Consider the following 14,928-nt stretch of genomic DNA (forward strand, 5'->3'; position numbering starts at 1 on the left):
GACCGCCGGGCGCTCCCCGCGGCATCCGACCGCGCCCGCCGACTCCTCGCCTGCGGCTGTTTGTCGTCCTGCCCGGGCTCGTGGTCCTTCTGCCGCTGCAGTTCCACTTCGAGCGGGGCTCACGCCGGGGCCGGGCGCGGGCCGAGAGAGCGTCGGCGGACAGCGCGTCCCGGCCGGCCCGCCGGCAACTCCCGCGAGCCGGATCAATGCCCCCGGTCCGCCGACTGCTGCGGTACGACCACCAGGAACGCGTCCTCCTCCAGGTCCATCACGACCTCGGCCGCCATGCCCTCGCCACGGCGTGCTGCCGCGAACTCCTCCGCAGGCCAGCTGCCCCGCGGACCGCCCGCCGGGAACCGCTCCAGTACTGTGCGCCGCACGGTGTACCCCCTTGCCCTCGACGGCTCCAACGACCTCCCGCCGCCGTCGTTACGGCCGCGCGGAGGTCCGGACTCGTACAGTGGGACGCCCGTCGACGGCTTCCGGCGGTCCCGTTCGTGCAACAGGATCGCCACGGTCGGGTTTTCGCGGCAGGGTGTTGCGGGCAAGCCACAGGGGGCTACGGAAGAGGGGGAACCGTGATCGTCTGGGTCAACGGTGCGTTCAGCGCGGGCAAGACGAGCGCCGCGCGCGAACTGATCGATCTGATCCCGAACAGCACCTTCTACGACCCCGAACTGATCGGCGGGGCGCTGCGGTACCTGCTGCCCCAGAAGAGACTGGCCGAGGTGACCGACTACCAGGATCTGCCGATCTGGCGGCGGATGGTCGTGGACACCGCAGCGGCTCTGCTCGCCGAACTGCCCGGGGTGCTCGTGGTGCCGATGACGCTGCTGCGGCAGGAGTACCGCGACGAGATATTCGGAGGGCTCGCATCCAGGCGTATTCCGGTGCGTCATGTGCTGCTCTCATCTGAGGAAACGATCCTGCGGCAGCGGATCGCCGGTCGTGAGGAAGTACCGGACGACCCGGAAGCGAGCGAACGCGTACGGCAGTGGGCCTACGAGCACATCGAGCCCTACCGGGCGGCCCTCGGCTGGATCACAGCGGACGCCCACACCATCGACACCAGCACACTGACCCCGCAGGAAACGGCCGAACGCATCGCCGACGCCGTCCGCACCGGAGCGGCGGGCGCGTGCGAGATCGTGCAGACGCCCGAGCCGACCGCCGAGACCCTTGCCGCCGGGGTGCTGCTCTTCGACGAACACGACCGGGTCCTGCTCGTCGACCCCACGTACAAGCCCGGCTGGGAATTCCCCGGCGGAGTGGTGGAGCCGGGCGAGGCACCGGCCCAGGCCGGGATACGGGAAGTGGCCGAGGAGATAGGGATACAGCTGGACCGGATACCGAAACTGCTGGTCGTCGACTGGGAGCCGCCGCAACCGCCCGGGTACGGAGGACTGCGGCTGCTCTTCGACGGCGGCCTGCTGCGCCGCGAGGAAGCGGACCGGCTGCGGCTGCCCGGCTCCGAACTGCGCGGCTGGCGGTTCGTCACCGAGGCGGAGGCCGCGACGATGCTGCCGCCCAACCGGTACGAACGGCTCCGCTGGGCCCTGCGGGCCCGCGAGCGGTCGACCGTGCTCAACCTGGAAGCCGGAGTCCCGGTCGGCTGACGCCCGCAGCACCGCCGCCGCGTCGACGGTGAGCGGATCGCCGTGTCCGAAGCAGACGGTGGACGGTGCCGGCCCGGCCGGCCGCCGGAACGAGGCCAGGGCCTCGTTCCGGTCGGTGTGAACACACCCGGCGTCGCCCGGCCCACCCCGGCCACACCGTCGCCCGTGAACAGCACACCGTGTGCGGAAACGGACCGTGAGAGAGCCGGGGGAGTGGGCCACGCGGGCCCCGCCGCCGAAGGCGGGCACATCGCCCTCGGCCACCTCGCGGTCCAGCCATGTCCGGCGGGGCCGCGGGCACGGTCACCGCATGCTCGTACAGGGGCCGTTCCCGGTCGACACCGGAGCGGGCAATGAGGGATCAGGCCCGCTTGGACTCCGCGTAGTTCTGCAGGAACAGCGCCTCGGCGACCGACAGCCGCTCCAGCTCCTCGGGCGACACGCTCTCGTTCACCGCGTGGATCTGGGCCTCCGGCTCGCTCAGGCCGATCAGCAGGATCTCCGCCTCCGGGTAGAGCGTCGCGAGAGTGTTGCAGAGCGGGATCGAGCCGCCCATGCCGGACGACTGCATCTTCTCGCCGGGGTAGGCGGTCTCCATGGCCTGCGCCATCGAGGTGTACGCCGGGCTGGAGATGTCCGCGCGGAACGCCTGGCCCTGGCCCACCTGCTCGACGGCCACCCGTGCACCCCACGGGGCATGCGCCTTCAGATGGGCGGTCAGCAGCTGCGTCGCCTCGGCGGCGTCCTGGCCCGGCGGTACCCGCAGGCTGACCTGCGCCCGCGCTGTCGCCTGCAGCGACGGCGTCGCGCCGACCACGGGCGGGCAGTCGATGCCGATGACGGTGACGGCCGGCCGGGCCCAGATGCGGTCGGCGACCGTACCCGTGCCGATCAGCTGCACACCGTCGAGCACCTTCGCGTCCGCGCGGAACTCGGCCTCCGGGTACTGCAGTCCCTGCCAGTCGGCGTCCGCGGCGAGCCCGTCGACGGTCGTGGTGCCGTCCTCGGCGCGCAGCGACGCCAGCAGCTGGATCATCGCGGCCAGCGCGTCGGGCGCGGCGCCGCCGAACTGTCCGGAGTGCAGGTTGCCTTCGAGGGTGTCGAGCGTGACCCGGAGCATCGTCATCCCGCGCAGCGTCGCGGTGACCGTCGGCAGACCGACCCGGAAGTTGCCCGTGTCGCCGATGACGATGGTGTCGGCGGCCAGCAGATCGGGGTGCGCCTCCGCGTACCGCTCCAGACCGCCGGTGCCCTGCTCCTCCGAGCCTTCGGCGATCACCTTGACGGAGACCGGGACGCCGCCGTTCGCCTTGAGCGCGCGCAGGGCGAGGAGGTGCATGATGAAGCCGCCCTTGCAGTCCGCCGCGCCGCGGCCGAACCAGCGGCCGTCGCGCTCCGTCAGCTCGAACGGCGGGGAGAGCCAGGCGGACTCGTCGAGCGGCGGCTGCACGTCGTAGTGCGCGTAGAGCAGCACGGTCGGGGCACCGGCCGGACCGGGCAGGAAGCCGTAGACCGACTGGGTGCCGTCGGGGGTGTCGAGCAGGGCGACGTCCTGGAAGTCCTCGGCGCGCAGTGCGTCGGCGACCCAGTTGGCGGCCGCCTCGCATTCGCTCTTCGGGAACTGCGCGGGATCCGCCACCGACTGGAAGGCCACCAGCTCGGCCAGCTCCGCCTTGGCGCGGGGCATCAGCGAGGCGACAGTCTCGGAAATCGGATGGGCGGTCATGGGCACGCTCCTCGTGGGTGCGACGTTATGTGTACGAATCCGTCTGCACGAACGCCGTGGGTGCGGCGTTGCATGTATGGCGAACGCACGGTCGATCCTCCCACAGCGGGGGACGACCGCAACGCGCCGTAGGATGCCGTGAGCAGTGTGGGCCACTGGTCGGGATCGGGAGCAGAAGCACATCGTGAGCAGCGAGAACGCAGACGCCGGACGTGAGCTGGAAGAGTCGTCCGTGTGGGACGTCGTCGTAGTCGGCGCCGGACCGGCCGGAGCCTCCGCGGCATACGCGGCGGCGGTTGCCGGCCGACGGGTATTGCTGCTGGAGAAGGCGGAACTGCCCCGGTACAAGACCTGCGGCGGCGGCATCATCGGGTATTCGCGTGACGCGCTGCCGCCCGGGTTCGAACTGCCGTTGCAGGACCGGATCCACGCGGTGACGTTCTCGCTCAACGGCAGGCTGGCGCGGACGCGCCGTTCCAAGCGGATGCTCTTCGGGCTCATCAACCGGCCCGAGTTCGACGCGGGCCTGGTCGAGGAGGCGCAGAAGGCGGGCGCCGAACTCCGGACCGGAGTGACGGTGACACGGGTCGAGCAGCACGGCGCCGCGGTCCCGGACCGGCGCACGGTCGCCGTGGTGCTGTCCGGCGGCGAGACCGTCCTCGCCCGTGCGGTCGTCGGCGCCGACGGCAGCGCGGGACGCATAGGGGCCCACGTCGGGGTGAAGCTCGACCAGGTTGACCTCGGCCTGGAGTCGGAGATCCCGGTCCCGGCCACGGTCGCGGAGGACTGGGCGGGGCGGGTGCTGATCGACTGGGGCCCGATGCCCGGTAGTTACGGCTGGGTGTTCCCGAAGGGCGACACCCTGACCGTCGGTGTGATCTCGGCGCGCGGTGATGGCGCGGGGACCAAGCGGTATCTGGAGGACTTCATCGCCCGGCTCGGTCTCGCCGGGTTCGAGCCGAAGATCTCCTCCGGCCATCTCACGCGCTGCCGCAGCGACGATTCGCCGCTGTCGCGCGGGCGGGTGCTCGTCTGCGGCGACGCGGCGGGCCTGCTGGAGCCGTGGACCCGTGAAGGCATCTCGTTCGCGCTGCGTTCGGGGCGGCTCGCCGGTGAGTGGGCGGTCCGGATCGCCGAGTCGCACGACGCGGTGGACGCCCGCCGCCAGGCGCTCAACTACGCGTTCGCCATCAAGGCCGGACTGGGCGTCGAGATGGGCGTCGGCAGGCGCATGCTGAAGCTCTTCGAGCGCCGCCCGGGCATACTGCACGCGGTGCTGACCGGATTCCGCCCGGCCTGGAAGGCGTTCGCCGGGATCACCCGGGGGACGACTTCGCTGGCCGAGCTGGTCCGTTCGCATCCGCTGGCACAGCGCGCCCTTTCGGCGATGGACCGCTGACGGACCAGGGGAAGGGTCCGCATCGGCGGACCGACGGGCCGGAGGAGTCCGGAGGCCGGAAGGTTCGGAAGGGCGGACCGGAAGTTACGTGGCGGCCGGGACGGGCCGGAAGGTCCTGAGCGCAAGGCCGGAGGGGCGGGGCAGGGCGGCCGGCCCGGGCCGGATGAAGGTACGCCGGTCTGTCAGACCTCGATCGTGACCCGGAAGATCGGGTGATCGGGGGCGATGCGGCGCAGCTCCTCGACGGACGAGTCCGGGCCGACGCCGCCGAAGAAGACGCCGACCTCCGCCTTCCACCGCTTGAGGTAGGCGCGCAGCAACTCGGGCTTCTCGTCGTCGGGAACCTCGATGGCGGTGAAGACGTCGACCTTCTTGCCGAGGTGGAGCTCGCCGCCACCGGCCGCGCGCATGTTGTGCGTCCACTGGACGTGGCCACGGGGCGCGACGAGGTACTGCCGGCCGTCCACGGTCAGGAGGTTGACCGGGGTCCGGCGCCACTCGCCGCTCTTGCGGCCGCGGACCGCCAGGACCCGCGAGCCCCAGACGCTGATGCCGCGCCGGGTGATCCAGGCGACGGTGCGGTTGAAGACGTTGACGGTGAACCAGCCGGGCTTCTGAACGTGCACGGACATCGAGACTCCCCTTCGGAAAGTGTGAGCACTGCTCTCGCTTGAGATCAGTGTGCACGTGCTTGGTGCTCAAATGCAAGAGCGCTGCTCTCGTTATTGGTCGGTGCTCCAAGCTCATGGCAGACTGATCGCCATGAGCACCATCCGAGGAGCCAGGGAACGGGCCCGTATCGAAGTCACCGCCGCCATCAAGGACGAGGCGAGGAAGCAGCTCGCGGCCGACGGCGCCGCAAGACTTTCGCTGCGCGCGGTCGCCCGTGAACTGGGCATGGTCTCGTCCGCGCTCTACCGCTACTTCCCCAGTCGCGACGAGCTGCTCACGGCCTTGATCGTCGATGCGTACGACGCCGTGGGCGAGGCCGCCGAAGCCGCCGACCGGGCATCCTGCGCAGGATCGTCCGCCTCCCACCTCGCCCGCTGGACCGCGGTCGCCTGCGCCGTACGCGACTGGGCCCTCGCCCACCCCCATGAGTACGGTCTGATCTACGGCTCGCCGGTGCCCGGTTACACCGCGCCCCAGGCGACGATCGGCCCCGCCTCCCGCGTCGGCTTCGTCCTCATCGCGATCGTCGGCGACGCCCACCGCACGGACGGTCTCGCGCTGCCGCCGCTCGCCGCCGAGCTGCGTTCCGAGGCCGAACGGATGGCCGCCGACTTTGCCCCCGACCTCCCCCCGGCGGTCGTCGCCCCGCTCGTGGCAGCGTGGTCGCAGCTCTTCGGGCTGATCTCCTTCGAGATCTTCGGGCAGTTCAACCGGCTCGTCGAGGCGCGGGAGGCCTTCTTCCGGCAGGCCGTCGGTGAACTGGCCCGTCATGTCGGTCTGCTCGGTGACCGGGGCGGCCACAAGGCAGGCACCGGCGCCTGAGCCTGCCGCAGCCCCTTGCGCCCGCCCGCGCTCGCAAGGCCGCGCCGACGGCGTACTCCGCTGGGAGTATGCGTGATCACCACACCCGGCTGACGCCGCTGCCGTGGCCCGCGGTCTAGCGTTGCCGGTATGGAAGAGCAGCGCTCACACGGAAGCGGCGGTCCCCCTCGGGTGCAGGGCGGACCGCCGCAGCGGCGGCCCTGGATGCACGCGGGCCCCCGCGGACCGTGGGGGCACGACGGGCCGCCGCGCCGGCTGACGGGGACGAGCGTGCGGTCCGCCGCCCGCCTGCCGTGGCCGTCCACCCTCCTGCTCGGTGCGATCGTCATGATCGGCTCGTCCGTCGCGGCCCGGGGCCAGCTCGGCGAGCGCGCCCCGTTGGACCTCTTCGCCCGGGCGCTGCTCTTCATCGCCGTCGCCGTACTGCTGCTGCGTCACCGCCACCCCGTCCTGGCGGTGTTCGTCTCCGCGGCCGCGGCCATGATCTATCTCGGGGCCGGCTATCCGTACGGTCCGGTGTTCCTGGCCGTTGCCGTCGGATGCTTCAGCGCTGTTGTCGCGGGGCACCGGCGGGCCGCCTGGTCGGCCGTGGGGATGGTGTGGGTGGGGCATCTGCTGGTGGCCCACTGGCTCTACCGCCGGCTGCCGCCGATCGGCGACTCGGCCGCACCGTGGGGGCAGGAACTGGGCATCGCCGCCTGGGTGGTGGCGATCGTCGCGGCAGCGGAGTTCGTGCGCGTACGTCGTGAACAGTGGGCCGCACAGCGGGCCGAACGGGACGCCGCGGAGAAGCGGCGGGCCGACGAGGAGCGGCTGCGCATGGCGCGGGAGCTCCATGACGTGCTCGCCCACAGCATCTCCGTCATCAATGTCCAGGCGGGCGTCGGACTCGCGCTGCTCGACTCCGACCCCGAGCAGGCCCGCACGGCCCTCACCACGATCAAGGCAGCCAGCAAGGAGGCGCTCGGCGAGGTCCGTCAGGTCCTCGCCACGCTCCGTACCCCCGGCGATGCCCCCCTGGCCCCGGCCCCCGGCCTCGACCGGCTGCCCGAGCTGGTCGACCAGGCGGCGAGTGCCGGACTGACCGTCACGGTGGAGGCGGACGGCGTGCGGAACGCCGTCCCGCCCGGTACGGATCTGGCGGCCTTCCGGATCGTGCAGGAGGCGCTGACGAATGTGGTGCGGCATTCGGGCTCGCGCAGCGCGCGGGTCCGGATCGGTTACGGGGCCGGCAGCATCCGGCTCCGTATCGACGACGACGGACCCGCCACCGGCAGCGAGGCCGGGGGCAGCGGCAACGGGCTGGCCGGCATGCGGGAGCGGGCCGCCGCGCTGGGCGGCACGATCGACGCGGGCCCCCGGCCCGACGGCGGTTTCCGGGTGCGGGCCGAGCTTCCGCTGCGCCCGGCGTCACCGGAAGCCACCGCGCAGGACGCGACGGGGGACCCCGAGCAGGACACGAGGCGGGACACGGCGGGGGAGACTGTGCAGGACACGACGGAGGAGACACCGTGATCCGCGTACTGCTCGCCGATGACCAGCTGTTGGTCCGGGCCGGTTTCCGCGCCCTGCTGGACGCGCAGCCGGACATCGAGGTGGTGGGGGAGGCTGCCGACGGTGCGGAGGCGGTACGTCTGGTGCGCGAACTGCGGCCGGACATCGTGCTGATGGACATCCGGATGCCGCATCTCGACGGCCTCGCCGCCACCCGCACGATCACCGGCGATCCGGAGCTCAACGACGTCAAGGTGGTCATGCTCACCACCTTCGAGCTCGACGAGTACGTCTTCGAGGCGATCCGCTCCGGCGCCTCCGGCTTCCTGGTCAAGGACACCGAACCCGAGGAACTGCTGCGGGCGGTACGGGCCGTGGTGGGCGGCGACGCGCTGCTCTCGCCCGGAGTGACCCGACGGCTGATCGCCGAGTTCGCCGCCCGCTCCAAGGAGCCTGCGGCCGCGACGGGACTGAGCGAACTCACCGAACGGGAACGGGAAGTGATGGCGCTGGTCGGCATCGGCCTCACCAACGAGGAGATCGCCCGCCGACTCGTCGTCAGCCCGCTCACCGCCAAGACCCATGTCAGCCGCACCATGGTGAAGCTCGGCGCCCGCGACCGGGCCCAACTCGTCGTGCTCGCCTATGAGTCCGGGCTCGTACGCCCCGGTTGGCTCGGCTGAGACGGAGCCTGCGGGCGGTGCGCGGCGGCCGCACGCCGGCTGCCCGGGCGGGGAAAGCCCCACAGCACATCGACGAGGCGGGCGACGAAGACGACGGCTGCGACGACGGCTCCGATCCGGACCAGCACATGTTCGGCCGTACGGGGAAGATCGAAGTACACGGTGGTCATCGTGACCGCGACGAACGCGGCCGCGGCCAGAAAGGCCGCGCTCACCAGGGCGAAGCCGATCTCGACGGTCATGGCGTCCCGGTCTTCCTGACTTCGGCGTCCCATGTCCGAAGTGTCACAGGGGCGGTGGGCGACGGACAAGGATGCCTCGCCGTCCACCGCCCCGTTCCCCCTCGTCGGTCAGTCACGGGGGCAGTGGGCCGGCTCGGTCAGTCCCGGACCGCCACCTTCTGTGCGGCCGGCTGCTGGGCGGCCGATGCCTCGGCGGCGGCCCGGTCGCCCTCGGACGACGCGACCAGCACGGAGTGCTGTACGGGCCTGCGGCGACGCAGCCCGGTCAGCGTGATCAGCAGTCCGGCGAACGCGATCGCCGTCACCACCACGAGGCCCGGCCGGTAGCTGTCGAGGACCGCTTGCGAGGAGCCGTCGCCACTGCCGTGCGCCGTGATCACCGCCGTCACGACGGCCAGGAAGATCGCCCCGCCCACCTGGATCGAGGTGTTCAGCAGACCCGACACCATGCCCTGCTCGTCGTCGTCGACCCCGTTGGTGGCCTGGATGTTGAGGGACGGGAAGGTCAGTGCGCAGGCCGCTCCCAGCAGCAGCATCGAGGGCAGGATGACCGCCGCGTACGACGGGGTGAGGGTGATCCGCAGGAAGAGTCCGTAGCCGACGACAAGGAAGGTGAAGCCGGCCGCGATCACGCGCGGCGTCCCGAACCGGTCGACCACATCGCCGATCTTCGTCGACGACAGCGCGACCAGCACACCCGCGGGCAGGAAGGCCAGCGCGGTCTGCAGGGCCGACCAACCGAGCAGCGACTGCATGTACTGGGTGACCAGGAACTGGAAGCCGACGTAGCTGCCGAAGAACGCAGCGGCGCCCAGCTGCGCCCTGACCTGGCTGCCGGAGCGCAGCACACCGAGCCGGACCAGCGGGTTCGCGGTGCGTCGCTCGATGGTGACGAAGACGGTCAGCAGTGCGGCGACGGCGAGGAACGACAGCAGGGTCCGGGCGGAGGCCCAGCCGGCCTCCGGGGCCTGGACGACGGTGAACACCAGCAGCAGCATGGAGGCCGTGCCGGTGACGGCACCCGGCAGGTCGTAACCGCGACGGGTGTCCTCGCGGTCGCTGTGCGGGATCAGCCTCAGCCCGGCTACCAGGGCGATCAGCGCGATGGGGGCGGGCAGCAACATGGTCCAGCGCCAGGACAGCTGGGTGAGCAGACCGGACAGCACCAGGCCCATGGAGAAGCCGGTGGCCGCGCACGTGGTGTAGATGGACAGCGCGCGGTTGCGCTGCGGGCCTTCCTTGAACGTCGTGGTGATGATCGAGAGACCGGCCGGTGCGGTGAACGCGGCACTCAGCCCCTTGATGAAGCGGCTGGCGATCAGCAGCGGTCCGGAGTCGACGAATCCGCCGAGCAGCGAGGCGAGGGCGAAGACGCCGAGCGCGATCAGGAAGACCTGGCGCCTGCCGAGCAGATCGGCCGCGCGGCCGCCGAGGAGCAGCAGTCCTCCGTAGCCGAGGATGTACCCGCTGACGATCCACTGCAGGGTCGAGGTGGTCAGGTCGAGGTCGTCGGCGATGGACGGCAGAGCGACGCCGACCATGGAGACGTCCAGGGCGTCCAGGAACATCGCGGCGCAGAGCACGAGCAGGGTGCCCCACAGGCGCGGGCTCCAGCGCGCATGGGAATCGGAGACGTTTAGCGGAGAGGTCATGACGACGAAGGTACATGCACATGCATTGAATGCAAGTGCATTTAATTCCGATGCAACAATCGGTCCCATCTCTGCTAACGTGCGGCTATGGCAGCGAACAAGCCCGAGCGGGTGCTCGTCGAGGAGTGGCGGGACATGCTTGCGCTGCATGCCAGGACGTTGTGCGAGCTCGATCGTGAGCTGCATCGGCACGGCCTCGGCGCCAGCGACTTCGAGGTGCTCGACGTCCTCGCGGAGGGCGCGTCGGAGGACGGCGGCGCCGCTTATCGCGTACAGGAGCTGGCCTCCCGGGTCCATCTCAGCCAGAGTGCGCTGTCACGCCTGATCGCACGGCTGGAGAAGGACGACCTCGTGTGCCGCGGGATGTGCAGCGAGGACCGGCGGGGAGTCCGGGTCGAGCTGACGGCGAAGGGCCGGGCGCGTCATGCCGAGGTGAAGCCGCTGCAGCGCACGGTGCTCGCCCGGATGCTGGGCGGCGCGACCGGCTGAGTGCGGTACCGGCCGCGGCGGGCGCCCTCGTTCCCGTACATCTGTCAGGACCAGGTCACCCCGGAGTTCTCGCACCACAGACGGGCCAGTCCCCGGTCGCCCGTCACCGTGACCGCGGTGAGCGGCAGCCTGTTCCAGAGCATCAGATAGATCCCCTCGGCCGTACCGCTCAATTCGCAGTCGCCGGACCCCGCTCGGTGTGCGTCGGCCTCCGATTCGCGTACGGCCTGCGGCGGCTCCGACGAGAGCCGTACGGTCCATGCGTCGCCCGTGTCCGTGGCGCGCACCCGCAGCGTGCGTGGTGCATCGGTGCGCACCCTGCTCTTCGGGCGGGCGTGGAACCCGCGCAGCAGCTCGTCGATCCCGTCCAGCGCCTGCTCGGCCGCCACCGGCGAGACCGGGCCACCGCGCGCGGACTCGGCGTCCACCCGGTGAATCGTCGTCTCGTGGGCCTGCCGCCGTGCCCAGAACGCCAGCGAGGACGGCGCGGGCAGAAAGGTCCAGCACTCCAGGTCGGCCGAGGCACTCTCCAGCGCGTTCACCAGCAGGCCGTGCCCCTCGCGGAACCAGTCGAGCAACTCCCCGCCGTCCAGGTCGGGTTCGCCGCCGTCGGGGTGGTACGAGGTATGCCCCTCGGCGACGAACGCGGTCGCCCAGCGGTGCACCATGCCGGTGTGCCGGAGCAGATTGCGCACCTGCCAGCCCGGGCAGGTCGGCACCGAAGCGCCGGGCCCGGCCTGCTCCGCCGCAGTGGCCAGCAAGTGTCCTGCGTCCGCGAGGGACTTGACGTGGTCCATGGTCTCCATGGCGGAGATTCTGCCAGCGGCTCAGACGCCCTGGGGATGGGCGGTACGGGACCGTCCCCCGCCACGCACCAAGCGTACGAACCAGCCGAGAGCGAGCGCCTGCACGAGGACGGACACGACGAGGGCGAGATATGTGAACCAGGCCGGTCCGGCCGTGTCCGCTCCCCACAGTTCACTGCCGACGAAGAACACGAACACCGTCGGCGCCGCGAGCAGGAACAGCCAGACGCCCGCGAACGAGGCGTCCTCGTGCGGGACGAGCAGTGTGTCCACGGCAACGAACACCGTCGTCGCCAGCACCACCCCGAGGTAGATCAGCGAGGCGGCATTGCCGAAGGTCAGCCGTGCGAGCGTGCGGAGGTGCTGCTTGTTCATGACCGGCTTGTTCATGGCCTGCTCCCCGTAGATGGTCGATGCCTCCATCGTGCTGCCGGGGAGCCGGTCCTGCCTGAGTACGCCTACTCAATCGGGCAGGTGTGCGTGCGGGTGGAGGCCTGTCGCGCGTTCGGCGATCAGGCGCGGGCCGTCGCATGCCGTGCCGCGTACCCCAGCACCGCTGCAGCACCGGCGAGCACCGCCACCGTCGTGAGGGCCAGCGGCAGCGAGAACCAGTCGGCCAGGAATCCGATCGCGGGCGGTCCGAGCAGCATCCCGCCGTAGCCGATCGTCGACGCGACGGCCACTCCGCTCGGGCCGGCCAGCTCGCCGGCCCGGCCGACCGCGACGGGGAAGATGTTCGCCAGGCCGAGTCCGGCGACGGCGAAGCCGAGAAGGGCGAGCCAGGTGGTCGGTGCCAGCGAACCGAGGAGCATTCCGGCCGCGCCCGTCGCGCCGCCCGCGACGAGCGTGCGGGTCTGGCCGAGCCGTTCGAGCAGGGCGGTACCGGTGAGCCTGCCCGCGGTCATGGCCAGGGCGAACAGCGAGTATCCGGCGGCGGCGACGCCCGGACGGGCGTGCAGGTCCTGAGTCAGATGGAGCGCGCTCCAGTCGGCCAGGGCCCCTTCCCCGTAAGCGGTGCAGAGCGCGATCACGCCGAACAGCAGCACCAGGTTGCGGGCCCGCCCCGCCATGCGGCGCGGCGGCGCGGCACGGTCCGCAGCGGTCGCCGCCCGGGGAGCCGGGTACCGGAGCAGGGCCGGTCCGGCGGCGGCGGTGACCAGCAGCCCGACCCCGGTGAGGATGTAGAGATGGGTGGCGGGGGAGAGGCCACCGGCGACCAGTCCGCCGAGCCCGGCACCGAGCATGCCGCCGAGGCTGAACGCGGCATGGAAGCTCGGCATCACCGGGCGCCGCAGCCCGGCGACCAGGTCGACCGCGGCGCTGTTCATCGCGACGTTCATCGCGCCGTATGCGGCTCCGAAGACCAGCAGGACCAGACCGAGTGCGAGGGCCGAATGCGTCTGCGCGGGCAGGGCGATGGCGAGCGAGAGGAGTGCTCCGCAGACCACCGTCAGGGGGTGGCTGCCGAACCGCCTGCACAGCCTCCCGGCGAGCATCATGGTGATGACGGCTCCGGCGGAGACCCCGAGCAGGGCGAGGCCGAGGGTGGATGCGGAGGCGCCGGTCTGGTGCTTGATGGCCGGGATACGGACCACCCAGCCGGCGAAGAGGAAACCGTCGAGGGCGAAGAACACGGTCAGCGCGGTACGGAGGCGGGCCGACGAGGGTGGGGCGGTGTCTCCGCCTGGTCCCCCCGGTAGGGCCGTCCGCAGTTTGTTTAGTTGCGGCACAAAAGAAGCATAGGGGCCCGTGGACAACGGACGCAAGACGGCGGGCCGCCACGGCCGACACGGTCGGAAAGTGCGATCACGGTGACCGGGAGGAGCGATGACAGTGACGGGAAGGGGTGATCACGGTGACCGGGAGGGGTGGTCGCCGCGGGCCGAAACGGCGTCCCTCGTGGCAGCACGCGGGCAGGAGTGCCCGACCGGAGCGTCGGCAGTCGCTCCGGATCATGGGAGACTCGCCCCCATGAACGGCAAGGCGACCACCACCCGGACGAAGTTGGAGAGGGGCCGGAGCGCGCTCGGGCCCGCCCTGGAGCTGGTCCACACCGGACGCGCGCCCACCCGCGCCGTGCTCACCTCCGAGCTCGGCGTCACCCGCGCGACCGCCGGTGCGGTCGCCGCCGAGCTGGAGGCGCTCGGTCTCATCCGCGTCGACTCCAGCCCCGGTTCCGCGGCAGGCTCGCAGGGCCGCCCCTCGCACCGGCTGGCGATCCGCGAGTCCGGCCCGGTCGCCATCGCCGCGCAGGTGCATGCCGACGGGTTCCGTGCCGCGCTGGTGGGGCTCGGCGGCCGACTCGTCGCCACGGCTCCCGGCTGTGTCACCGTCACATCGGACCCGGCCCAGGTCGTGGGCGAAGTCGTCGACGCATGCGCCCGGTTGCTGCGCGACAGCAGGCTGCGCTGCGTCGGTGCGGGTCTCGCCGTCCCCTCCGCCGTGGCCGAGCCGGAGGGCACCGCGCTCAACCCACTGCACATCGCCTGGCCGGCGGGCTCCCAGGTCCGTGAGATCTTCGCCACGTGTGTACGTGAAGCGGGCATCCCCGGCCCCGCGTTCACCGGAAACGACGTCAACCTCGCCGCGCTCGCCGAGCACCGGCACGGCGCCGGCCGCGGAGCCCAGCATCTGCTCTGCGTGGCCACGGGCCACCGCGGCGTCGGCGGCGCCCTCGTCCTCGACGGCCGTCTGCACACCGGCAGTTCGGGGCTGGCCCTCGAGGTCGGCCATCTGACCGTGAACCCCGAGGGGCGTCCGTGCCACTGCGGCGGGCGCGGCTGCCTCGACGTCGAGACCGACCCGCTGGCCTTCCTCGTCGCCGCCCGCCGCGAACCGGGCCCCGAGGAGTCACTGCTCAAACAGGCGAGCGACCTGCTGCGCACGGAGTACGAGGACGCGGCGGTACGGGCCGCGTCCGAGGAGCTGATCGACCGGCTCGGCCTCGGACTGGCCGGACTCGTCAACATCCTCAACCCGGACCGGATCATCCTCGGCGGACTGCACCGCGCACTGCTCGACGCCGACCCGGAGCGGCTGCGCGCCGTCGTCGCCGATCGCAGCCTGTGGGGGCGCAGCGGCAGCGTGCCGATCCTGCCGTGCACCCTCGATCACAACAGCCTGGTCGGCGCGGCCGAACTGGCCTGGCAGCCGGTTCTCGACGACCCGCTGGCCGCGCTGGCCTGAACCGGCGACCGCGGAGCGCCGGCGAGGGAACCCGCGTGCCGCTGCTCCGCGGACTCCGGAGCCATAGCCGCAGCTCCGCGACGCGCGCCTGCGCCCGGGCGGCGGGATTACGCGGTCGGCCCGAACGCGAAGGCCTGTGCC

Annotated in this window: 15 protein-coding genes and 1 pseudogene; 7 read left to right on the forward strand and 9 right to left on the reverse strand. The window is 71.7% G+C overall.

Features of this window, described 5'->3' with window-relative positions; genetic code table 11:
- Positions 1–203: 203 nt before the first annotated feature.
- Positions 204–380: a hypothetical protein gene (locus OHA88_RS38595; RefSeq protein ID WP_267006746.1), complete on the reverse strand. Its 177-nt coding sequence runs from the start codon at positions 378–380 to the stop codon at positions 204–206.
- A gap of 198 nt (positions 381–578) precedes the next feature.
- Here OHA88_RS38595 and OHA88_RS38600 point away from each other — a divergent pair, with 198 nt between their 5' ends.
- The gene (locus OHA88_RS38600) at positions 579–1,616 is read left to right on the forward strand and encodes an NUDIX hydrolase (RefSeq protein WP_328628932.1); all 1,038 of its coding nucleotides are present in this window, start codon (positions 579–581) and stop codon (positions 1,614–1,616) included.
- On the opposite strand, the pseudogene OHA88_RS38605 reads toward OHA88_RS38600, so the two are convergent.
- Together OHA88_RS38605 and OHA88_RS38610 are read right to left on the reverse strand one after the other, a co-directional pair.
- Positions 1,578–1,956 (reverse strand): annotated as a pseudogene (locus tag OHA88_RS38605) (MBL fold metallo-hydrolase); the annotation flags it as partial. The gene OHA88_RS38600 and the pseudogene OHA88_RS38605 overlap by 39 nt on opposite strands.
- Positions 1,957–1,977: 21 nt before the next feature.
- Positions 1,978–3,342: a dipeptidase gene (locus OHA88_RS38610; RefSeq protein ID WP_328628933.1), complete on the reverse strand. Its 1,365-nt coding sequence runs from the start codon at positions 3,340–3,342 to the stop codon at positions 1,978–1,980.
- Positions 3,343–3,526: 184 nt separating this feature from the next.
- Between OHA88_RS38610 and OHA88_RS38615 the strand changes: the two genes are divergently transcribed.
- The gene (locus tag OHA88_RS38615; RefSeq protein WP_326602019.1) at positions 3,527–4,741 is read left to right on the forward strand and encodes a geranylgeranyl reductase family protein; all 1,215 of its coding nucleotides are present in this window, start codon (positions 3,527–3,529) and stop codon (positions 4,739–4,741) included.
- A gap of 182 nt (positions 4,742–4,923) precedes the next feature.
- Here the strand turns inward: OHA88_RS38615 and OHA88_RS38620 are convergent, their stop codons facing one another.
- On the reverse strand, positions 4,924–5,373 hold the full coding sequence (locus OHA88_RS38620) for a nitroreductase family deazaflavin-dependent oxidoreductase (RefSeq protein WP_328628934.1): 450 nt from the start codon (positions 5,371–5,373) through the stop codon (positions 4,924–4,926).
- A 130-nt stretch (positions 5,374–5,503) separates the two neighbouring features.
- Between OHA88_RS38620 and OHA88_RS38625 the strand changes: the two genes are divergently transcribed.
- The 3 genes from OHA88_RS38625 to OHA88_RS38635 all read left to right on the forward strand — a co-directional run bounded on the left by OHA88_RS38625 (position 5,504) and on the right by OHA88_RS38635 (position 8,412).
- Entirely contained in the window at positions 5,504–6,235 is a 732-nt protein-coding gene (locus OHA88_RS38625) for a TetR/AcrR family transcriptional regulator (RefSeq protein ID WP_328628935.1), read from the forward strand.
- A 129-nt stretch (positions 6,236–6,364) separates the two neighbouring features.
- Positions 6,365–7,750 (forward strand): sensor histidine kinase, encoded by a 1,386-nt coding sequence (locus OHA88_RS38630; protein WP_328628936.1) that lies wholly within the window; start codon positions 6,365–6,367, stop codon positions 7,748–7,750.
- The gene (locus OHA88_RS38635; RefSeq protein WP_328628937.1) at positions 7,747–8,412 is read left to right on the forward strand and encodes a response regulator transcription factor; all 666 of its coding nucleotides are present in this window, start codon (positions 7,747–7,749) and stop codon (positions 8,410–8,412) included. Before OHA88_RS38630 ends, OHA88_RS38635 begins: the two co-directional genes overlap by 4 nt.
- Here the strand turns inward: OHA88_RS38635 and OHA88_RS38640 are convergent.
- Positions 8,373–8,687, reverse strand: coding sequence for a DUF6332 family protein (locus tag OHA88_RS38640; RefSeq protein WP_328628938.1), 315 nt, complete (start codon positions 8,685–8,687; stop codon positions 8,373–8,375). The genes OHA88_RS38635 and OHA88_RS38640 overlap by 40 nt on opposite strands.
- A 104-nt stretch (positions 8,688–8,791) precedes the next feature.
- Entirely contained in the window at positions 8,792–10,306 is a 1,515-nt protein-coding gene (locus OHA88_RS38645) for an MFS transporter (protein WP_267006755.1), read from the reverse strand.
- Positions 10,307–10,393: 87 nt separating this feature from the next.
- On the opposite strand from OHA88_RS38645, the gene OHA88_RS38650 reads away from it, so the two are divergent.
- Complete coding sequence (locus OHA88_RS38650) at positions 10,394–10,795, forward strand: MarR family winged helix-turn-helix transcriptional regulator (RefSeq protein WP_328628939.1); 402 nt, start codon at positions 10,394–10,396, stop codon at positions 10,793–10,795.
- A gap of 44 nt (positions 10,796–10,839) precedes the next feature.
- Here the strand turns inward: OHA88_RS38650 and OHA88_RS38655 are convergent, their stop codons facing one another.
- The 3 genes from OHA88_RS38655 to OHA88_RS38665 form a co-directional block, all read right to left on the reverse strand.
- Positions 10,840–11,601 (reverse strand): maleylpyruvate isomerase family mycothiol-dependent enzyme, encoded by a 762-nt coding sequence (locus OHA88_RS38655; RefSeq protein WP_328628940.1) that lies wholly within the window; start codon positions 11,599–11,601, stop codon positions 10,840–10,842.
- 21 nt (positions 11,602–11,622) lie between these two features.
- The gene (locus OHA88_RS38660; RefSeq protein WP_328628941.1) at positions 11,623–11,991 is read right to left on the reverse strand and encodes an SCO4225 family membrane protein; all 369 of its coding nucleotides are present in this window, start codon (positions 11,989–11,991) and stop codon (positions 11,623–11,625) included.
- Between the two features lie 122 nt (positions 11,992–12,113).
- Positions 12,114–13,331 (reverse strand): MFS transporter, encoded by a 1,218-nt coding sequence (locus OHA88_RS38665; protein WP_328628942.1) that lies wholly within the window; start codon positions 13,329–13,331, stop codon positions 12,114–12,116.
- 241 nt (positions 13,332–13,572) lie between these two features.
- Here OHA88_RS38665 and OHA88_RS38670 point away from each other — a divergent pair, with 241 nt between their 5' ends.
- Positions 13,573–14,787 (forward strand): ROK family protein, encoded by a 1,215-nt coding sequence (locus tag OHA88_RS38670; protein ID WP_328628943.1) that lies wholly within the window; start codon positions 13,573–13,575, stop codon positions 14,785–14,787.
- Positions 14,788–14,928 lie beyond the last annotated feature (141 nt).

Source organism: Streptomyces sp. NBC_00353 (assembly GCF_036108815.1).
Lineage (GTDB): Bacteria > Actinomycetota > Actinomycetes > Streptomycetales > Streptomycetaceae > Streptomyces.